This window comes from Magnetospirillum sp. XM-1, assembly GCF_001511835.1.
Lineage (GTDB): Bacteria > Pseudomonadota > Alphaproteobacteria > Rhodospirillales > Magnetospirillaceae > Phaeospirillum.
Genome location: NZ_LN997848.1, coordinates 2,062,720 through 2,083,000, shown reverse-complemented (window position 1 = coordinate 2,083,000; position 20,281 = coordinate 2,062,720). Strand labels below are relative to the sequence as shown.

Annotated in this window: 17 protein-coding genes and 1 tRNA gene; 9 read left to right on the top strand and 9 right to left on the bottom strand. The window is 67.3% G+C overall.

Going from position 1 to position 20,281, the window contains the following annotated elements:
• The first annotated feature begins 87 nt into the window (after positions 1-87).
• From rlmB to XM1_RS09670, 3 genes are all read left to right on the top strand, one after another.
• Positions 88-885 carry a 23S rRNA (guanosine(2251)-2'-O)-methyltransferase RlmB gene (gene rlmB, locus XM1_RS09680; RefSeq protein WP_068433037.1) on the top strand — a complete coding sequence of 266 codons (798 nt, stop codon included), beginning with the start codon at positions 88-90 and terminating at the stop codon, positions 883-885.
• Positions 882-2,717: a hypothetical protein gene (locus XM1_RS09675; RefSeq protein WP_068433035.1), complete on the top strand. Its 1,836-nt coding sequence runs from the start codon at positions 882-884 to the stop codon at positions 2,715-2,717. Before rlmB ends, XM1_RS09675 begins: the two co-directional genes overlap by 4 nt.
• A 49-nt stretch (positions 2,718-2,766) precedes the next feature.
• Positions 2,767-2,842 (top strand) — tRNA-Thr (locus XM1_RS09670).
• A 122-nt stretch (positions 2,843-2,964) separates the two neighbouring features.
• Here the strand turns inward: XM1_RS09670 and XM1_RS09665 are convergent.
• The gene (locus tag XM1_RS09665; RefSeq protein WP_068433034.1) at positions 2,965-5,217 is read right to left on the bottom strand and encodes a DEAD/DEAH box helicase; all 2,253 of its coding nucleotides are present in this window, start codon (positions 5,215-5,217) and stop codon (positions 2,965-2,967) included.
• Between XM1_RS09665 and XM1_RS09660 the strand changes: the two genes are divergently transcribed.
• On the top strand, positions 5,195-6,259 hold the full coding sequence (locus XM1_RS09660; protein ID WP_156428688.1) for a hypothetical protein: 1,065 nt from the start codon (positions 5,195-5,197) through the stop codon (positions 6,257-6,259). The genes XM1_RS09665 and XM1_RS09660 overlap by 23 nt on opposite strands.
• A gap of 636 nt (positions 6,260-6,895) precedes the next feature.
• On the opposite strand, the gene XM1_RS09655 is transcribed toward XM1_RS09660, so the two are convergent.
• Both XM1_RS09655 and XM1_RS09650 read right to left on the bottom strand, forming a co-directional pair.
• Complete coding sequence (locus XM1_RS09655; protein ID WP_068433031.1) at positions 6,896-7,810, bottom strand: VacJ family lipoprotein; 915 nt, start codon at positions 7,808-7,810, stop codon at positions 6,896-6,898.
• A 91-nt stretch (positions 7,811-7,901) separates the two neighbouring features.
• Positions 7,902-9,470, bottom strand: coding sequence for a PAS domain-containing sensor histidine kinase (locus XM1_RS09650; RefSeq protein ID WP_231920761.1), 1,569 nt, complete (start codon positions 9,468-9,470; stop codon positions 7,902-7,904).
• 252 nt (positions 9,471-9,722) lie between these two features.
• On the opposite strand from XM1_RS09650, the gene XM1_RS23930 reads away from it, so the two are divergent.
• Positions 9,723-9,884: a hypothetical protein gene (locus tag XM1_RS23930; protein WP_156428687.1), complete on the top strand. Its 162-nt coding sequence runs from the start codon at positions 9,723-9,725 to the stop codon at positions 9,882-9,884.
• 9 nt (positions 9,885-9,893) lie between these two features.
• Here XM1_RS23930 and XM1_RS09645 read toward each other — a convergent pair whose 3' ends face one another.
• The gene (locus XM1_RS09645) at positions 9,894-10,295 is read right to left on the bottom strand and encodes a bacteriohemerythrin (RefSeq protein WP_068433027.1); all 402 of its coding nucleotides are present in this window, start codon (positions 10,293-10,295) and stop codon (positions 9,894-9,896) included.
• 139 nt (positions 10,296-10,434) lie between these two features.
• Here XM1_RS09645 and XM1_RS09640 point away from each other — a divergent pair, with 139 nt between their 5' ends.
• Positions 10,435-11,535, top strand: a complete 1,101-nt coding sequence (locus XM1_RS09640; RefSeq protein ID WP_068433025.1) for a chemotaxis response regulator protein-glutamate methylesterase — start codon at positions 10,435-10,437, stop codon at positions 11,533-11,535.
• Between the two features lie 119 nt (positions 11,536-11,654).
• Here XM1_RS09640 and XM1_RS09635 read toward each other — a convergent pair whose 3' ends face one another.
• The 3 genes from XM1_RS09635 to XM1_RS09625 form a co-directional block, all read right to left on the bottom strand.
• Complete coding sequence (locus XM1_RS09635; protein WP_068433023.1) at positions 11,655-13,547, bottom strand: hybrid sensor histidine kinase/response regulator; 1,893 nt, start codon at positions 13,545-13,547, stop codon at positions 11,655-11,657.
• Complete coding sequence (locus XM1_RS09630) at positions 13,544-13,978, bottom strand: response regulator (RefSeq protein WP_068433021.1); 435 nt, start codon at positions 13,976-13,978, stop codon at positions 13,544-13,546. The genes XM1_RS09635 and XM1_RS09630 overlap by 4 nt, the downstream gene beginning before the upstream one ends.
• 77 nt (positions 13,979-14,055) lie before the next feature.
• The gene (locus tag XM1_RS09625) at positions 14,056-15,471 is read right to left on the bottom strand and encodes an ATP-binding protein (protein ID WP_231920760.1); all 1,416 of its coding nucleotides are present in this window, start codon (positions 15,469-15,471) and stop codon (positions 14,056-14,058) included.
• 219 nt (positions 15,472-15,690) lie between these two features.
• Between XM1_RS09625 and XM1_RS09620 the strand changes: the two genes are divergently transcribed.
• Positions 15,691-16,116, top strand: a complete 426-nt coding sequence (locus tag XM1_RS09620) for an NUDIX hydrolase (RefSeq protein ID WP_068433017.1) — start codon at positions 15,691-15,693, stop codon at positions 16,114-16,116.
• Between the two features lie 68 nt (positions 16,117-16,184).
• Here the strand turns inward: XM1_RS09620 and XM1_RS09615 are convergent, their stop codons facing one another.
• A complete protein-coding gene (locus tag XM1_RS09615; RefSeq protein ID WP_068433015.1) occupies positions 16,185-17,636 on the bottom strand; it encodes a DEAD/DEAH box helicase in 1,452 nt (483 codons plus the stop codon).
• Between the two features lie 260 nt (positions 17,637-17,896).
• Positions 17,897-19,651, bottom strand: coding sequence for an SLC13 family permease (locus XM1_RS09610; RefSeq protein ID WP_068433013.1), 1,755 nt, complete (start codon positions 19,649-19,651; stop codon positions 17,897-17,899).
• 252 nt (positions 19,652-19,903) lie between these two features.
• On the opposite strand from XM1_RS09610, the gene XM1_RS25140 reads away from it, so the two are divergent.
• Together XM1_RS25140 and XM1_RS09605 are read left to right on the top strand one after the other, a co-directional pair.
• On the top strand, positions 19,904-20,032 hold the full coding sequence (locus tag XM1_RS25140; RefSeq protein WP_255360613.1) for a hypothetical protein: 129 nt from the start codon (positions 19,904-19,906) through the stop codon (positions 20,030-20,032).
• A gap of 15 nt (positions 20,033-20,047) precedes the next feature.
• Positions 20,048-20,257, top strand: coding sequence for a bacterioferritin-associated ferredoxin (locus XM1_RS09605; RefSeq protein WP_068433011.1), 210 nt, complete (start codon positions 20,048-20,050; stop codon positions 20,255-20,257).
• Positions 20,258-20,281 lie beyond the last annotated feature (24 nt).

Genomic DNA, 20,281 nt, shown 5'->3' with positions numbered 1-20,281 from the left:
CGACGGGAGGGCTGTACTTATGGGAATTTCCGGGGGCTTGTCAATCCGAAAAGAGCAGGTTAAATGCCGATGCAACAGGAGAGCCCCATGAAAAAGAGAGACGAACGCAATCGCCCCCACGCCCAGGGCAAGGGAAGGCCCCAGCAAACCCCGCGTGGTGGAGGCGGAGGCGGCGGTTCGTCCATCTGGCTCTACGGCATTCACGCGGTGACTGCCGCCCTGGCCAACCCCGAGCGGCGCGTCCGCCGGCTGGTGGCGACGGCCGAGGCGGCCAAGGCCCTGCCCCCCTGCAAGGTGCCGGTGGAAGCCATGGACCGGGCCGACATCGACCGGCTGGTGGCGCCGGGCGCCGTCCACCAGGGCGTCGCCCTGCTGGTCGAGCCCCTGCCCGCCGTCACCATCGAGGACGTCATCCGCAGCGCCGAGATGGCGTCTTCCGCCCTGGTGCTGGTGCTGGACCAGGTCACCGATCCGCACAATGTCGGCGCCATCCTGCGCTCGGCGGCGGCGTTCGGCGCCCTGGCGGTGGTGGCTCCCGACCGCCACGCCCCCGACGAGACCGGCACCCTGGCCAAATCCGCCTCGGGCGCGCTGGAGCGCATGCCGCTGGTGCGGGTCACCAATGTGGTCCGCGCCCTGGAGGACCTGAAGAAGGGCGGCTTCTGGACCGCCGGTCTGGCCGCGGACGCGCCGAAGACCCTGGCCGAGGCCAAGCTGTCGGGCAAGGTGGTGCTGGTGCTGGGCGCCGAGGGCGAGGGCATGCGCCGGCTCACCCGCGAGCATTGCGACCATCTGGTCCGCCTACCCATGTGCGGCGAGATGGAAAGCCTCAACGTCTCCAACGCCGCCGCCGTGGCGCTTTACGAGATGCGGCGCGAGGGATGATCCCCGTCTGGCTCCTGGGCGTCGGGCAGATCGCCGTCGCCTTCGCCGCCGTGACCCTGGTGGGACGGCTGGTCCTGGCCGGACGCTTCGGCATGGGCGTGCAGGCCCTGGCCGGCTGGGGGGCGCTCTGCCTGCTTCTGACCCTGTGGGGGGTGCTGACGCCGCTCTCGCTGCGCATCCCCGCCACGGGCTTCCTGGCGGCCGCCCTGGCCGCCCTGGTCCTGACCCGGCGCCTGGCCTGGCGCGAGGACCTGGCCGAGGTCGGCCGCCTGCTGCCGCTCGCCCTGCCGCTGCTGGCGGTGCTGGCCCCCATGGAGCCGTCCCAACTGGACGTCTTCGCCCTGATCCTGCCCAACAGCGCCTATCTGTTCGACCACGGGGTGTTTCCCACCGCCGCCGGCCCCCTGGCCCATTCAGACGCCCCGGTCGCCCCGTACAACGTCGCCCTGCTGCCGTTTCTGGGCTCCCTGGCCGGCGGAGGCTTCGCGCCCGCCGGCATCGCCCAGGCCACGGTCTGGCTGCATCTGCCCGCCGCCCTGATGCTGGGCCGCGCCTTGAGCGACGGCCGGCGCCCCGGCTGGGGCATGGCGGCGTTCGGATTGCTGTTGGCCACCGCCATCAATCCCGGCTTCGTGCCGCGCGTCTCCTTCGCCGGCTACGGCGAGGCGCCGCTGGCCATCACCCTGATGGCCGCCCTGTGGCTGGGATCGCGCCTGCTGGAAGCCAGGCAGCCCGAGCCCCGCCTGCCGACCGCCCTTGCCCTGGTGCTGGCATCGCTGATCGCCGTCAAGCAGCAGGGGATCGGCCTGTTCCTCTCCCTGGGCCTCGCCGGCCTGCTGATGGGTCTCGGCCAGCCGCGCCAGCAATGGTGGCCCCGCCTGCGGCCGCTGGTGCTGGCCGCCCTGCCCGCCCTGGCGCTGTACCTGGCGTGGCGTGCGCATGTCGTCCTGCGCTTTCCCACCGGAGAACTGGTCAGCGACGTGAAGGGCGCCTGGCGCGACGCCCACCTGGTGGAGATCCTGCGCGACATGGCCTGGGTCGCCAAGAACAAGGCGTTCCAGTTCGGCCTGTTCGCGGTGGTGATCGGCCTGGCGATCAGACCGCCCGCGGCGACATCGGCTATGACCCGGACCATGCTGCGGCTCACCGCGCTGACCATGGCGTTCTTCACCCTGTTCCTGATCGCCACCTATCTCCTGCATTTCGGTCGCGAGCATTCCTATTTCCGCTACAACACCCAACTGTCCCTGGCGGCGCTCCTGGCCCTGGTCATGGCGGCGCGCGACCTGGCACGAGGACGCCCCGCGCCGCCGCCCCTGGTCCGGCGCCTGCTGGCCGGCACCGCCATCGCGCTGATGCTGGGCACCCCGGTGGCCGCCGAAATTCTGCTGCGCTTCGACCGCGACCAGCCCCAGCCGCAATTGCGCTTCCTGGCCCGCGGCCTGGCCGCCGAGATTCCCTCCGACGCCCGCATCGCCCTGATCCTGCCCGGGGACAATTCCACCAGCGGCATGGCCTTGGAATCGCTGCTGCGCAACACCCATCCCCGCCGGCCGGATCTGACCGTGACCCACGTCCAGACGCCGACCAGGCGGACCCTGGCGGAAATGGAGGCGAAGGGCTTTACCCTGGCGCTGGTGTCGTGCACGGATTCGGCCGCCCCACTGGGACTTGGCCCCGACCTGCCGGCCCGTTCCGCCCTGCTGCTGCGGCTGGAGGGGGAAACCTGGAAGCCGGTGCGGACCTGGACCTATCCCGCCACGGGCAAGCGCGGCAAATGGGGCTGGACGAATTTCATCGCCGAGGAGCCGTTCTGCATGGGATTGGAGTAATCCGTTCCCCCTTGCGAAGGGCGGAGTTCGCCTCTAATTTCCCCCCGACGCCGGTTTAGCTCAGCTGGTAGAGCACCTGATTTGTAATCAGGGGGTCACGGGTTCGAACCCTGTAGCCGGCACCAAAAATTTGATGCATTTCAACACACTAAGAAGGCCCGATCTCGCGATCGGGCCTTTTGCTTTCCCTCGTCCTCAGGAAGTCCCCCTATTGCCCCCGTTGGGCAGAGGATCGGCGGACGCGAGGTTAGCTGGCCGCCTCCAGGGCCACATCCTCATCCACGATCGCCTGCATGTTGAACTTGGCGACCAGACCGGCCAGCGTGGCGTTCTCTGTCATCTCGTCGTGTGGGATCAGGACATAGCGCCAGGGCTTGCCGCCATAGGAGGCCGCATGCCGGGTGGCGTAGCCGACCCAGGTTCGGGCGGCGGTGGCCTTGGCCTGCACCGTGTCATCGGTCATGTCCTTGCGGGCCTTGATCTCGACGATCAGCTTCTCGGTGGCGGTCTCCACCACGAAGTCCGGCTCGTATTTTTCGTGGCGCCGGTACTCGATCTGAAACTGCTTCGGCCCAGGCTTCACCCAGCGCTCCACCTTCGGCTCGTGGGTGTCGATCAGGACCGCGAATAGGCGCTCCTCGTTCGACTGGAAAGACTGGTGCGGGAAGACGCACTTGGTGAAGCCGTCGAAGACATGCTTCCTGGTGTCGCCAGCCGGCACCACCGGCTTGCGGAAGTCCCGAACTGCCTTGGGGTCCGTCACCTTGAAGGCGAGCGGCTTGAGCAGGGTGAAGCCTTTGGACACCTTGCCAACGTAGCGCGTCGGCGTCTCCACGTAGTGCGCCATCATCTGGCTGAAGATGGTGTCGGCAAGCATCTTGCCCTGGGTCAGCAGGACGTTCTCGACGTCATCATCCTCGCTGAGATAACCGCGCAGGTGGGCGACCATCTGGCCCGCCAGCTTGTAGAGCAGATCGGCCGTGGCGTCGTAGTCCACCTCGTCGTGGTCGATCAGGTGGGTCACCAGATAGTCTTCGAACCGCTCCTCGCGGCGGTCGGCCAGCGTGCGGGCGATGGTGCGGCGCCGCTCGGTCCGAAGCTCGTGGATGGTGATTTCCATCGACATCGGCTGCGGCGTCAGACGATCCAGGCCGGTAAGATCGAAGTCGGAGAAGCTGAAGGTGACCTCGCTGGTCGGCAGAACCACGATCTCCGGGATCTCGATGGTCTGCTCGGCCACCTTGGTGGTGACGGTGGCGACGATGGCGCCGACATCGGCGGCGGCGATGACGCCTTCCAGGGTGCCCTGGGCCGGGCGAGTGATCTCGGCCACACGCTGGGCGATCTTCTCCTGCACCTCGGGCCTCTTCAACTGGTCGAGGTTGGGAAGCTCGCGCTCCATCTGGCGGATGACCTGCAAGGTTACGTTGGCCACCGTGCGGGCCTCTTGGGTGTCGAAGATCGGCGCCGGAGCAGGCTTATCCGGGGAGGCCTCCACCTTGCTGGTCAAGACGGTCTCCAGCACCGTGGGGGATTCAAGGAGAACCGCCCCTTCCAAGGACACGTCGCCGCCATTGCCGATCTGGACGGCCTTCACCTTGAGCGGCGAACCATCCTCGCGGGCCTGGCGAATCACTTCATCGAATCGGTCATGCGCGATCACCGTCAGGGTGTCGACCGCCTCGACGCCGGTACGGGCGCCGTAGGGCAAGCGCAGGCCACGGCCAAGGGTCTGCTCGGTCAGGATTTCCGAAGCCGAGGCCCGCAGGGGCACGATGGTGTAGAGGTTGGTGACGTCCCAGCCTTCCTTCAGCTTGTTGACGTGGATGACGATTTCGGTCTTGCCGTCCTTCTCCAGTCCAACCAGCTTCTCGGCGGCCTCGTCGCTCTCCTCGCCTTTCAAGGCCGAGTGAACCTCGATCACCCGGTCCTTGTAGCGCCCGCCAAAGAACTTGTCGTCCTCGACGGTCTCTCGGATTTCCCGCGCATGGGCGGTATCCTGGGCCACGACCAGCATGAACGGATGGACCAGCGGGCGCCCGGTCTCGCGGGCATAGATGTCCAGTTCGACCTTCACGTTTTCGTGGGCGTGAACGCCATCCTCCAGCTTGATCCGCTCCAGTTCCTTGGGGCTGACCGAGGACGGGTTGAAGTTGGCGCGGGTGGCAACGGCCGGTTCCTTCACGAACCCGTCTTCCATGGCCTCGGCCAGACCGTACCGGTAGATGACGTTGGCGAAGTCGACGGACTTGGCACCCACGGTCTTGGGCGTGGCGGTCAGTTCCAGACCCAGGATCGGCTTCAGTTCGGCCACCGCCTTCATGCCCGCCTTGGCGCGGTAGCGATGGGCCTCGTCCATCAGCATGACAAGATCGGGCAGACCTGCCAGGTAGTCGAAGTAGCTTTCGCCGATGTATTCCTGCAGGGCCTTGATGCGGCCTGCGTCCTTATTGATCTTGTCGACGTTGAAGATGTTGATGATCACGTCGGCGTCGAACATCTCGCCCTGGCGGCGCAGGCCCTTGCCCTGGTCCCAGTTGTCGCCCGTGACGATGACCGGCGGGTTCTGGGCAAACTCGGCGATGCCCCGGAAGACGTATTTCGCCCCAGTGGGCGACGGTTCCTCGCTGGCGCCACTTTCACCTGTCCGAGCTTATGTCACGCTATACGCACTCCACAGATCTCTCGACAACGGCATCACCCTCGAGCTCTACAACATTGCGCGCAATGAGGTCGGCGGATTGGTGGCGCACCGGATTGACAGCTCTCCCGAAGCCTACGAACGCGATTTTCAGCCCCCACGGACGGCCGACGCCACCTGGGCGACGGTCGAGCGCAGGGAGGTTTCCGCAGCTGCTTTCATCAAGAACAAAATCAAAGACCGCTTCTACAGAACGGCTAATGAGTACCGCGTCGCACGCATCAAGGTGTTGCCGTCGGTCCTCTACTACGATGCAAGTCCGGGCCTGGCGCCTTTTGGAGACCTCCATCAGGTCGAGCGGTCCCGGCGTGAGGGGTGTTCGCCCGTCATGCCGAACCTGAAACTATTGGCAGCGACTGGAAACCCGTACCCCCGCGACCGATTGGACCGGAGTGTCCTAACTAACGAAAGCTATCGGCCGATGGTCGACATAGCATTCCACACATGGGAATTTTTGAAGAAAAGGGGGGGCGTCATCGAGCTTGCATGCCTCGCGGACCACCTTTGGTGCTACGGCATCGGCCGCGATGACCACCCGACACTTTCCATTCCGCAGGTTCTCAACCAGGGCAGCCCGCAGATCGTCAGACGTCCAACAGGGAAGGCCCGTGCGCACCATATGCCCGACACCCTTCGAATCTGGATACCGGGAAGCCAGTTGTGCCAGGGAACGATGCAGGTTCTCCCCCACCTTTACCGGGTTGGAGAACATCGCACGGGCGTATCCAAGCGCCTGATCGAGCACCCCAGCCATCGTCGCGTTGCCGTGGAGCTTGGCTTCCACCACGGTCGGGGTGCCATCAGCTTCGACAAGCGCCACGTCAATCCTGCCCCGACCTAATTGGGCTTCCATCTCCGCTTCTGGCCCCACGCCTTTCACGGGCTCGTCCTGCACCGCGATTTCGCGCCCCAGCAGAAGCCTTGGCCCAGAGAAACGGGGGGAATTTAACAACTCCGGCGCCCCAGCGAGCGCATCTTGAAGACGCTCTTCAAAAGCAAAAGACATGAGATGCATCGCTCCTTCGCCAAAATCCATCGCGTTGCGGTCTGCCATTTGGGCTGGCAAAAGTTCTCACGACGGCGCCCCCCCCCCCCCCGTAAACACCGCACCACCCAACGCTTGCCAGCCCCGAAAGCCGCAGTCCATGCTCGCCTTCTCCGGCGCGGCGAACGCTGTTGGCATCGCGATAATCTTTCCTCCTCAACAGCCCTGGCGGTCCCCGGTTAGTCCTCGGGGGACAGTAGGGGACATAGGTACCCCATGGTATGCAGGGGGGAGGAGTGATGTCGCGGGTCAGTCCTTGCACATCCTCGTAAGCCTTGCCCTCGAGCTCTTCTTCACCGCATGGTCACCCTTGGTTCCGGGACTTTGTAATCAGGGGGTCACGGGTTCGAACCCTGTAACCGGCACCAGAATGCAAGAAAGGGGCGGTCCCGTGGGACCGCCCCTTTTGGCTTTCGGTCCGGCTGGCCGATCCTATTTGCCGGGCTCGACGAATTCGACGGCGCTGGGCTTGACCTCGTCGTCCTTGGGCGTGGCGGTGCCGTGGCCCTCGGCCGCCTTGGACGGTGCGGCGGCGGCGGCCGGAGAGGTCCCGGCGGCGGGGCTGGCGGCGGGAGCGCCGTTCGCCGATTGCCCCGGCGGCGTCGCCCGGCTGTCCTTCTGGCCGTTGAGCGCGGCCTGGATGGAGGCGTTGCGGAACTGGCGATACAGGCTGCGGATGGCGGCGTACTCGTCAATGGAGGTCCGCCGGATCTCCTTCATGGCGTCCAGATGCTCGGTCCTGGTATCGACGATGTCGGCGCCCATGGTGACGTTGTTGACCACCCCCAGCCCCTGGGAGGCGAAGACCGCGCCCGTCGGCTCGGCGAAATAATCGGCGACCCGCGCCGTGCCGTCGCGCAAGCTGGACGGACCGAAGAACGGCAGCATCAGGTAGGGGCCCTCATCCATGCCCCACACGGCGAAGGTAACGCCCATATCGGTCTTGTGGCGCTTGGCCCCGCCGCTTTCGGCCACCACGTCCTGGGTGCCCAGCATGCCGAAGGTGGAATTGATCATGAAGCGGCCCAACGCGTCGGCGGCCGCGGCGGGATTGCCCTGCAGCAGATCATGTCCGGCGGTGTAGGGTTCCTGCAGATTGGCCAGGAGGTTGTGGACGGCCTGGCGGAACCAGGCCGGAAGCGCGTCGCGATAGGCCTCGGCGACGGGCTCGGCGATATTGCTGTCGAGGAACATGTTGACGTCGTAGATGGCCCGGTTGGTCGGTTCCAGGGGGTCGTTGACGGCCTCGGCCTCGGCGCGATCCTCGGGATCCTCGGGCAGCGTCGCGCAAGCCGACACCATCGAGACCGCCATGGCAGCCGCCACGGAAAGCAGACGACGCCTCATCGTAAAAGACCTCCAACCGGTGGAACCCCGGCGGGCACATCCAATGCACACCGCCCCCCGGGCCGGCATAATATCCACTCCGGCCCCGAGGTCAAACGTCATATGGGCAGGGCAAGTCCAGGGCAAAGACCGAACCTCTCCCAAAGACAGAGCGGACCGAAACGGAGATACCCAGGATTCGGGCGATTCGCTCGACAATGGCCAGTCCCAGTCCTAATCCTTGGTCGGCGCGCCGGGTCGGATTGTTCAACTGGTAAAGCTCTTCGAAGATGAACGGCAGGTTTTCCTCGGCGATGCCGATGCCGCTGTCCCAGACTTCGATGCGGATGCGGCCCTGGCGGCGGCGGCAGCCGATGACCACTCCCCCCCGTTCGGTGTAGCGGACGGCGTTGGACACCAGATTGCCCAAAAGGCGCTCCATCAATGTCGCGTCGCTCTCGCAGGCCAGGGCGGTCTTGACCACCCGCAGGCTCAAACCCTTGGCTTCGGCGGTCGGACGGCTGGCGGCGGCCACCTGGTCGAGCAACTCTCCCAGCGGGATGCGGCTGCGGGTCACCGTCATGCCGCCGGCATCCAGGCGCGACATGCTGAGAAGCGCCTTGAGCTGGCGCGACAGCTGATTGGCGCATTGCTTGGCCTTCACCCCCGGTTCGGGCTGGCGCTCGGCCAGGATGGCGCAATACATCTGCAGCGCCTGCATGGGCTGGCTGAGGTCGTGGCTGGCGGCGGCCAGGAAGCGCGACTTGGAGGCCGAGGCGCGCTCGGCCGCCTCCTTGGCCTGACGCAGCTCCAATTCCGTCTGCTTGCGGTCGGTGATGTCGATGGCGGCGCAAATCAGGCCGATGGTCTCGCCCCGGGCGTCGTAGAGACGGCGCGCGATCAGGTCGAAATATTGCGGCCTGGGCATGGCCAGGCTTTGGACCTGCACGTCGCAGCGCACCGAGACGCCCGTCTCGATCACGCCGCGATAGATGGCGCACAGCTGATCGGCCGTGTCGCGGGTGAAAAGGTCGTATTCGGTCTTGCCGATCAGTTCCGCGTCGCCGAATCCGACCTGGCAGGAATGGGCCCAGGTGTAGCGCAGATCCAGATCCAGGGTGAAGGCCACCGAGGTGCCCAGCTCCATGGCCAGGCGGAAGCGCTGCTCGCTTTCGGCCAGGGTCTCCAGCGACACGTCCAGCTGACGCCCGAGGAACTCCGCCAACCGCTCGGTCAGCGACTGCTTGGCGGCGTGGGCCTGTTCGAGCCGCCCCAGAGCGTCGCTCAGGCGGGTCTTGGATTCGATCAGATCGGAAATCTCGGTGAAGGTGATGAGCACGGCCCGGGACTCGCCCGAATCGATATGGATGGGCATCGCCTGCAGCCGGAGCCAGACCCGCTCGCTTCCCCGGAGGATTCCCATCACCATGGGTCCCGCCGGCTGGCCCGTGGTCAGGGCCAATGTGGCGGGATGGTCGGCATTGGTCAGCGGCGGCCCCTCGAAACGGGTGGCGTCCCAATCCTCGACGTTGCAGGTCTTGCCGATCAGGTCCTCCAGGCTTTGGCCGAGAATCCGCGACGCGGCGGCATTGGCGAAGATGATGCAGCGCAGGGCGTCCTGAACCACCACACCCTCGGCCATGGTCGCCAGCAGGGTCCGATGAAAGTCGGTAGTTGCCATGGAGGGCTGCACGCTTGCCTCTCGGGTCGAAGGAACCGGCCGGAATTAGGGCCCCTTGCCATCGGCCGCGTCAAGCCCCCTCGCCGACCGGCCCCGCCGCCGACCGCAAGCCGTGGTGGTTTTACCCCCGGGAAGGTCTCTCCGGCGTCATCGTTGCGATATCCCGACCCGAAACGGTCATGGCGCCGTCATGGATCCGTCGCACTCCACCGCTATTCTCCGCCGCGCCAACGGCAAATAGGGAGAGGTACTGTGGCGGGCGAAAAAGCCAAGCGGCGCGAATGCCGGGACTGCACCTACTGGAGCGGATGGAATTGCACCATCGGCGACGTCTTCACGGAGAAAAAAGAAAGTCGCGGATGCGATTTCTTCATCCGCGACAGTCTGCGATACGCCTTCTTCGCGAAGGTCTGATGCTGGGGCTCAGCTCCCCGCCTTGACGACGGGGACGAATTTCATGTCTTCGACCAGAATGTGGTCCAACAGCCATTCCCGCAGATAGTCGTTCACCCGGATTGCGGCCTCCCGGCTGGGATTGACCATGCATCCTCCCACCAACTCGCCGAGGAAATGGCCGAACTCGGTGTGGGTCAGGGCATGGTCCGCCGCCTCGGCATAGCCCACGCCGGCCATCAGCCTCTCCTCGCGGCTGAAGTGGTAATCGGTATAGTCGACCAGGGCGTCGATGATCATGCCGATCCGCCCCAGGTCGCCGGTACCGTCGAGCATGGCATCTAGATCGTTGATAAGATCCACCAGCCGGCGATGGTCCTCGTCCACCTCGGCGATGCCCGTCTCGTATCGTGCGTTCCACTCGATCTTCATAGGGCCAGATACTTACATACCTAGGACATAACATCAAGCCACCGTAGCGCATGCCGGCCCTGCCCCACCCTGCATGGACAAGCGCGGAAAGGGGGCGCTACCATCGAACATGAGTGAATTCCGCATCTAAGGGCTCTGCATGATTCCCGGGTCTCCCACGCCTTCCGCCGCAGGCGCCGTCAAGGTCATGCTGGTCGATGATTCCGCCATTGTCCGTGGCCTGGTGGCCCGCATCCTGGCCGAGGACCCGGCCATCACGGTGGCGGCCCAGGCCTCCAACGGCGAGCAGGCCATCGCCGCCCTGGCCCGCACTCCGGTGGACGTGGTCGTCCTGGACATCGAAATGCCGGTGATGGACGGGCTGACCGCGCTGCCCGGCATCCTGAAGGCGGTGCCCGGCATACGGGTGATCATGCTGTCCTCGCTGACCCAGCGGGGTGCCAGCGTGACCTTCCAGGCGCTGCGAGCCGGCGCCGCCGACTACATCCCCAAGCCCTCGGCCAGTTCGGAAATGTCGGGAGCGGGCGGGTTCAAGCGCGAGCTGACCGACAAGATCAAGAGTCTGGCGGCGCGCAAGCTGCGCCCCACCGTGACCGCCCAGCCGGCCGCCGCCCTTCGTCCGGCCGCCGCTCCGCCGCCCCGGCCCGCGTCCATTCCGCCATCGGGGCCGGTGGAGGTCCTGGCCATCGGTTCGTCCACCGGCGGACCGCAGGCGCTGTTCGACATCTTCGGCAAGCTGCGGGGAACAAAGCCCCGCATCCCCATCCTGATCACCCAGCACATGCCGCCGACCTTCACCGGCATCCTGGCCGAGCATATCACCCAGACCAGCGGGCTGGTCGCCGCCGAGGGCAAGGATGGCGAGAAGATCGTCGCCGGCCGGGTCTACGTCGCCCCGGGAGGCAAGCACATGCTGGCCGAGCGCAAGGGGGGCGAAATGCTGATCAGGCTGTCGGACGCGCCGCCGGAGAACTTCTGCAAGCCGGCGGTGGACCCCATGTTCCGCAGCGTGTCGGCGGCCTGGGGCAACCGCGCCGTGGCGGTGGTGCTGACCGGCATGGGCAGCGACGGAGCCAAGGGCGGCCGGGTGGTGGCCGAGGCCGGCGGCCAGCTCTATGCCCAGGACGAGGCCACCTCGGTGGTCTACGGCATGCCGGGCGCCACCGCCCAGACGGGGCTGTGCAAGGCGATCCTGCCGCTGGCCGAGATCGGCGATCTGATCCGCAAGCTGGCCGGCTGAGGGGGATGCGGGCGGGACGCCCGCGCTCCCAGGTCGGCTGAGGGATGCGGGCGGGACGCCCGCGCTCCGGCCACGGCCTTTTCCCTTGGAGCGCGGGCGTCCCGCCCGCATCCCCTTTGTCACAGATCGAGCACGCGCCCCACCGCCGCCAGCGATCGGGTCCACAATTCGGCCAATTCCTCGGCCTGGGCGGCGGTGTTCGGATCCTCGGCCCGCGCCGCGTCCTCCACTGCCCGGCATTTGGCGGCCAAAGGCCCCAGATGAAGGCTGGAGGCGGCGCTGGCCATGCGGTGGGCCAGTTGCCCGGCTTCGGCCAGCCGCCCGGCCTGGGCATGGGTGCGCAGCGCCGCCAGATCGGCCGAGGACGAGGAGCGGAACAGCTCCACCAGCCCCACCAGGCGGTCGCGGCCCAGGTCTCCCATGTCCGACAGCAATCCGGGCACGCCCACCAGCCGCGGCTCGGGGGGCGGTTCCGCCGCCCCCTCCCCCAGTTCGCCCAGCAAGCGTCCGATATGGTCGAAGTGGAACGGCTTGGCGAGGCAGCCGCGAATGCCGGCCTCGCGCCAGCGCGCCTCGTCCTCCTTCACCGGATTGGCGGTCAGCAGGTAGAGCGGCGGCGTTCCGGCATCGCCGGGCAGGGCGCGGATGGCCCGGGCGGTCTCGATGCCGTCCATGCCGGGCATGCGCATGTCCAGCAGCACCAGATCGAAGCCGCCTTGCGCCGCCGCCTCGACGCCTTCGTAACCGTCGCGGGCGCACACCACCTGATGGCCGCGCCGTTCCAGCAGACCGGCCGCCACCTCGCGGTTGACCTCGTTGTCGTCCACCAGCAGGACGCGGCAGGGCCGCTCCGCCGCGTTCCGTTCGCCGGACGGCGCCTCGGCGGGGGCGAGCGGCAGGTCCACCCGGAAGGTGGTGCCCTGGCCCGGCAGGCTGTCATAGCCGATCACGCCGCCCATCAGGTCGACCAGACGCTTGCAGATGGCCAGCCCCAGGCCGGCGCCGTCGAAGCGCCGGGCGGCGCCGCTGTCGCCCTGCCAGAATTCGGTGAACAGCTGCGCCCCGATCTCCGGCGCGATGCCGATGCCGGTATCCTTGATCAGGAAGCGCAGAACCTGCCCTTCGCTGGCGGCCAGAGGCTCGACGCCGATCTCCACGCCGCCGCGATCGGTGAACTTGATGGCGTTGCCGACCAGATTGAACAGGATCTGCCGCAGCCGCAGGCGGTCGCCCGCCACCTCGCGCCGCACCCCCGGCCCGAACCGGCACGACAGCGCCAGGTCCTTCTCGGCGGCGCGCGACGCCAGCACCAGACGCACCTCCTCGACGGTGTCGAGCACGTCGAAGGGCTCGACGGCCAGGGTCATGCCCTCGGCGTCCAGGCGGGAAAAATCGAGGATGTCGTTGACCAGCCCCAGCAGCAGCTCTCCCGACGACACCAGGGTCTGGGCGAAGGCCTGCTGGCGCGGGTCCAGATCGGTTTCCAGCAGCAGGCGAGCCATGCCCAGCACCCCGTTGAGCGGGGTGCGGATCTCATGGCCCATCATGGCCAGGAACACCGACTTGGCCCTTGCCGCCTGCTCGGCGCTGTCGCGGGCGTCGCGCAGCACCTCCTCGCCCATCTTGCGCTCGATGGCGTAGCGCACCACCCGAGACAGGATGAAGGCGTCGCCCAGGCCCTTGACCAGATAATCCTGGGCGCCGCGCTTCAAGGATTCCAGGGCGATGGCGTCGTCGTCGTTGCCGGTCAGCACCACCACCGGCAGGCTGGGCGCCGCCTGGGTCAGGGCGTCCAGGGTGGCGATTCCCGACGAATCCGGCACGCCCAGATCGGCCAGCACCACGTCGAAGCTGGAGATGCGGTCCGACAGCCGCTCCACCGCCTGGGCGAGGCGCCCGACCACGGTGACCTCGAAGGACGTGGTCTTGACCCGGCGCAGCATCTGGACGACCAGCCTGGCGTCGGCGGGATCATCCTCCAGCAGCAGGACGCGGATGGGCAGCGTGCTCATGTGGGCAACTGGGCGGTGCCGAACCAGAAATCCCCGATGGAATGGATGGCGGCGGTGAAGGCCTCCACGTCCATGGGCTTGGACACGTAGCTGCTGGCTCCCAGGGCATAGGCCTTCTTGATGTCGCGCTCGGCCCCCGAGGTGGAGAGAATCACCACCGGAATGGAGCACAAGGCGGAATCGGCGCGGATTTCCTCGAGGATCTCGTGGCCGTTACGGCCCGGCAGGTTGAGGTCGAGCAGGATCAGGTCGGGGCGCGGGGCCTGGGAATGGGCCTCGTCCCGGCGCAGGAAGCCCATGGCCTCGTCGCCGTCCTTGACGTGATGCAGGCGGCAGCTATGCCGTGATCGCCGCAGGGCGATGCGGACCAGACCGGCATCGCCGGGGTCGTCCTCCACCAGCAAGATGTCGTGAATGTCCCTGGAAGCCACGTCGCCGTCCGGATGATTGGATACCCATAGAGACCCTGTCTCAATTCACCTTCCGGCGCAAGGCCCGGCTCGGTGGATCAGCTCTCCGCCTCGGGGTGGCGGGGGGCCTTGGGCCAGTTGAAGGCCATCACCGTCCCCTCGCCCTCCCACGGCTCCACCCGGATGGAGCCGCCATGGCGGTCGATGATCTTCTTGACGATGGCCAGCCCGACGCCGGTGCCTTCGTATTCGTCGCGGGCATGCAGGCGCTGGAAGATGCCGAACACCCTCTCGGCATATTCCTGCGGAATGCCGATGCCGTTGTCACGGACCCGGAACAGCCATTCATCGCCGGCGTCCTCGCACTCGACCGAGACATGGGGCGGATGGTCGGGGCGGCGGTATTTCAGCGCGTTGCCGATCAGGTTGAGGAACAGGCGCTCCATCTCGCCCCGGTCCCCGTAAAGGATGGGCAGGTTCGAGGCCACGCCGACCACGGCCACGGAATCCTCGATCTCGATCTGCAGGTCGGAAAGCGCCGAATCGACCGCTTCGGCCACCGGGAAGGGCGCATCGCCGATGACCCTGCCGACCCGGGAATAGGCCAGCAGGTCGGTGATCAGCCGGTCCATGCGCCGCACGCCGTCGCGCACGAAGCCCATGTATTCCAGGGACTCGCCGCCCAGGCTGCCCATCAGTTCCTCTTCCAGCAGCGAAACGTAGCTGCCGACCACCCGCAGCGGCTGGCGAAGGTCATGGGACGCCACATAGGCGAACTGCTCCAGCTCCTCGTTGGAGCGCCACAATTCCCGGATCAGGCCGTCCAGCTCGTTCTCCAGCCGCTTGCGCTCGGTGATGTCCTGAATGGTCGAATCCAGCCGCACCGGCCGTCCGTCGGCGTCGCAGGCCACCTCGACGCCGCCGCGCAGCATCCGGACCTCGCCGTCGGGACGGACGATGCGGAATTCAGCCTCGCGCCGCCCCCCGCCTTCGGTGGCCGAGCGCAGGATTTCGGCCACGTCGGCCCGGTCGCCGGGATGGACCACCTCGAGAAAGACCTCTGCCGATGGGACGCAGCTGCCCGGCGTGATGCCGAGGATGGCGTGGAACTCGTCCGACCAGCGTCCGATCCCGGTCAGCAGGTCGCGCTCGGCCGAGCCCAGCTGGGCCACCCGTTCGGCATTGGCCACCAGCGCATGGCCGCGCCGCTCCACGTCCCGGATGGATTGCTCGTAGCGGCGCGCCAGCGAACGGAAGGCGGCGTCGAGGCCGAGAGGGTCGTTCCACCACTCGGCCCCGGCCTGCGGCGACGAAGGATTTGCCGCCGCCAGACGACGGTCGATTCCTTGCCCGATCACCATGCCGATGACGAATGACACGCCCACCAGCATGGGCACCAGCCCGGCCAGCAGCCAGCCGAGGCTGCGCTCGGCCTCGTCCGGCCACGAGACCCAGACCGCCAAGGCGGCGATTCCGACGACGAACGCGGCGAGCGCGGCAAAAAGCAACCCCATCCGCACGGCGACACGCTCGTGCGGTTTCGGCATCGTGCCGGCTGTCACGTCCGGCGCCCGCAAGGCGGCCAACCCCATGAGAACCCCGTCGGCCCACTTGACCAGAGTGAAAATTCAAGAGGTTCCATACTAGAGCCGCCCCCGCCGCGTGGCAAGCCGTCCGGAAGTGACATCGACGCCGGTCGCCCCTATTGTCGGAAGAATTGGAGAGAGAGCCCCATGGCGCGAGAATATCCGTCCCACCCCCTGCCCGGCGTGCTGGCCCTGGTCGAGCGCGGCGGCCGCCTGCTGATGGTCCGGCGCGCCAAGGAGCCCGATCGCGGCAAATGGGGCTTTCCCGGCGGATTGGTCGAGGTGGGCGAGACCCTGGCGGCGGCCGCGCTGCGCGAACTGGCCGAGGAGACCGGGCTTGCCGCCCAGGCCAAGGGCGTGGTCGATGTGTTCGAAGTGATCAGCCCCGATGAAGAGGGCCGCATCCGCTACCACTACGTCCTCAACGTGGTGCGTTGCCTGGAGCCCAGGGGAGAGCCGGTGGCCGCCGACGACGCCGAGGCGGTGGGCTGGTTCACCCTGGCCGAGATCGAGGGCGGCGCGCTGCCGGTCAGCGTCAACGCACCGCGCCTGGCCCGCATGGTGCTGGGCTGAGACGGTAAGCGGGCGAGACGCCCGCGCTCCATGGGATTTACCGGAGCGCGGGCGTCCCGCCCGCAAGATCAGCCCCTGGCGGCGTTGCGGCTGCCGCCGGGCATGCCCTTGAAGCCGCCCTGGGGACGGGCTCCACCCGGCTTGCCGGCGGGCTTGCCACCCGGACGGCCCGAGGAGGGCTTGGCCGAAGACGGCTTGCCCGCATGGGTGTGCTTGGCGCCGTCGCGGCCCTTGGCCGGATGGGAGCCGTGCTCGCCGTGGGGATTGCCGCCGCGGCTCTGCTGCGGATGGCCGCCCCTGCCGGCGCCGCCGCCGCCACGGTGCGACTGCGGCGGCTTGGTGGCGCGGGGACCGCCGGGCAGGCCGCGGGTGGCGATGTGGGGCGCGTGGTAGGGCTGCTCGTAATCCACCGGGATGGCCTGGCGGATGGTCTTCTCGATATCGCGCAGATAGGCCACTTCGTCGTTGTCGCAAAGCGACAGCGCGATTCCGGAAGCGCCGGCGCGCGCGGTGCGGCCGATGCGGTGGACATAGCTTTCCGGCTCGTTGGGCAGCTCGAAATTGATGACGTGGGTGATGCCGTCCACGTCGATACCGCGCGCCGCGATGTCGGTGGCGACCAGCGCCTTGATGCGGCCGTCACGGAAATCGGCCAGGGCCTTCTGGCGGGCGCCCTGGGACTTGTTGCCGTGGATGGCGTCGGCGTTGATGCCGGCCTTCTCCAGCAGTTCGGCGACGCGGTTGGCGCCGTGCTTGGTGCGGGTGAAGACCAGGGCGCGGACCACGTCGCCGCCGGCCAGGATGTCGGTCAGCAGGGTGCGCTTGTGCTCGCGGTCGACGAACAGCACCTTCTGCTCGATCTTCTCGGCGGTGGAGGAAACCGGGGTCACCTCGACGCGCACGGGGGTGTGCAGCACGGAATTGGCCAGGCCGACGATGGAATCGGGCATGGTGGCCGAGAACAGCACGGTCTGGCGCTGCTTCGGCACCATGGCGACGATCTTGCGGATGGGCTGGATGAAGCCCATGTCGAGCATGCGGTCGGCCTCGTCGAGGACCAGCGCCTCGACCGAATCCAGGCGGATGGCGCCCTGGTCGATCAGGTCGAGCAGGCGGCCGGGAGTAGCCACCAGCACGTCGACGCCGCCGGCCATGGTCTTGATCTGCGGCACCATGCCGACGCCGCCGAACACCAGCGCGTGGCGCAGCCGGTAATGGCAGCCATAGGTGCGGAAGCTCTGGCCGACCTGCACCGCCAGTTCGCGGGTGGGGGTCAGCACCAGGACGCGGCAGCTCTTGGGCATGGCGCGCTTCTTGAAGGCATCCAGGCGCTGGAGCAGCGGCAGGGCGAAGCTCGCCGTCTTGCCGGTGCCGGTCTGGGCCAGGCCCAGGACGTCGCGCCCCTCGATCAGGTGGGGGATGCTTTGTTCCTGGATGGGGGTGGGGGTGGTGTAGCCCTCGGCCTCGAGCGCCTTGAGCAGGGGCTCGGCCAGGCCGAGTTCGGAAAACAGAACGGTCATCAGGTCTCTTTCTTCAACAGGCCGTCATCCCTCGCGCCCACACGGGGCGGGGACGGACGGCGGGACGAGCGCCGCCAAGATGCGGTTTTCGTCTGGCTCCTCCCGGACGCGCGGCCAGGAAGCTATGGGCAAGGGAAAGAAGGCTCGGGGCGAAGGGCGGTCCATCGGGGGGACCAGGCCATTGCGCGCTGCCCGCGAGCAAGCCGGACGCGAATCGTCCGGACCGGCGGACCCTGCGCTTTCGCAGACGCGAAGTCAAATCAAATCGGCCAGAACATCAGGATCAGCAGGGTCCCCGACACCAGCACGATGATGCTGAGCGGCAATCCCAGCCGCCAGTAATCGCCGAAACGATAGCCGCCGACGCCCATCACCAGGGTGTTGCACTGGTGGCCGATGGGGGTGAGGAAGTCGCTGGCCGCGCCCAGCGCCACCGCCATCAGGAAGGGATCGACGGCCAGTCCCATCTTCATGGCCATGCCGGCGGCCACGGGGCCCATCAACAGCACGGTGGCGGCGTGGTGGAGGAAGGGAGCCAGGAGCATGGAGGCCAGCAGCACCAGCCCCAGCGCCATGTGGACCGGCACCTGGGAAGCGGCCATGGCCAGCCATCCGGCCAGCAGGTCCGACGCGCCGGTGCTCTTCATGGCGTCGCTGATGGGGATCAGCGCGCCCAGCAGGATGATGATGGGCCAGTGAATGGCCTCGTAGGCGTCGCGCGGCGGCAGGCAGCCGAGCAGCACCATGGCCACCGCCCCCAGGAAGAAGGCCGGCGCCACCGGCATGACGCCCACCGCCACCGACAGCATGGCGGCGAAGGCGATGCCCACCGGCAGCCAGGCCGACTTGCGGGCAAACGGCATGGCCTTCTGACCCAGCGGCAGGCAGCCCAGCTGGGCCAGGGTGCCGGGCATGGCCTCGCCATTGCCCTCGACCACCAGCACGTCGCCGGCCATGAATTCGGTCTGGCGCAGCCGCTCGATCATGTGCCGCCCGCCCCGGCTGATGGCCAGCAGCGCGATGCCGTGACGCCGCCGCATGGCGCTCCGGACGGCGGAGCTGCCCACCAGCGGCGAATTGGGCATCACCACCGCTTCCATCACCGTGGTGTCCTCGCCTCCCAATCCGCCGCCGCCCATCAGCACCAGCCCGGCGGTGTCCAGCAGCGGCTTCAAGGCCATGGGATCGCCTTCGAGCACCAGGACGTCGTTCTCGGAAAACTCCCAATGCCCGCCGGGGACATAGCGGTGCCCCTGGTCACGGATGATGGCGGCCACCGTCACCGCGCCGCCCGAGAACAATTGCTCGAGATCGGCCACCGTGGCGCCGATCAGCGGGGAATGGGCCTCGATGCGCACCTCGGCCAGGTAGTCCTCGATGCGGAAGCCGCCGCCCGCCGCGCTGCCCTGGCGGTCCTTGGGCAACACCCGCCAGGCGAAGGCCAGGAAACCGATGCCGGCCAGACAGATGCCGACGCCCACGGGGGTGAAGTCGAACATGGTGAAGGGCTTGCCGGTCAGCTCCAGGCGGACGCGCGACACGATGATGTTGGGCGAGGTGCCGATCAGCGTCATTACCCCGCCCAGCAGCGAGGCGAACGACAGCGGCATCAGGATCTGCGACACCGGAATTCCCCCCGCCCGGGCCAGACGGATGGACAGCGGAATGAAGATGGCCAGCGCCCCGATATTCTTCATGAAAGCCGACAGCACCATCACCAGCGCCACCAGGGTGCAGATCAGGGCGTCGGGGGATTTCAGCGCCGCCAGCGGCTTCATCAGATGCTCGATGACGCCCGAACGCTCGATGCCGGCGCTGACCACCAGGGCGGCGGCCACAACCACCACCACCGGATCGGAAAAGCCGTGGAAGGCCTTTTCCGGCGGCACCAGCCCCGCCAGAATCCCGGCCGACAGCGACAGCAGCGCCACCAGGTCGTAGCGCAGCTTGTCCAGCGCGAACATCAAGATGGTGGCGCCCAGGATGGTGAACGCCAGCCCCTGTTCGAAGGTCATCGATCGCCCTTCAGGCTACGGAAACGCCGAAGCTACACCAGCCCATGCCGGTTCGCCAGGGTGGCTGCGGCCTTGGGGCCAAAGAGCGGCACCGGAACACAAGCCTCCCCATCCCGCCCCCTTCCGCCATGAGCCTTTCTCATGGCTGGGTGTCGAGTTGCGATTGCGTATCACACAAAATAACTATTGGCGTCGAAGCTGCGAGTGATTATCATCTGCATCAGATCGTGGCCTACACGCTCGGAGCGTCACATGATTTCGGTTCGCCTGCTGGTCTTCACCCTGTTGCTCGGCCTGTGCGCCGGCACCCTGCAAGCCATCGCCTGGGAATCGGACAGCGCCGCGGAACCCCGCGCCATTCATTCCAGCACCCGGCAGTAGGAAGGAGGCACCCCCATGTATGTCTGTCTCTGTCACGGCTTCACCGACCGTCAGGTCCGCGCCGCCGTCACCGAGGGCGCCGGCAGCACGCAGGAGGTGTTCCGCCACTTCGACTCCAAGCCGCGCTGCGGCAAATGCGTCTCCACCGTCCGCGAACTGGTGGACGAGGGCAAGGGCGGATGCGGCGGCGGTTCGGGGGGCTGTCCCTGCGGCAAACGGGGATAAGGCGACGACGGAAACTAAAAACGG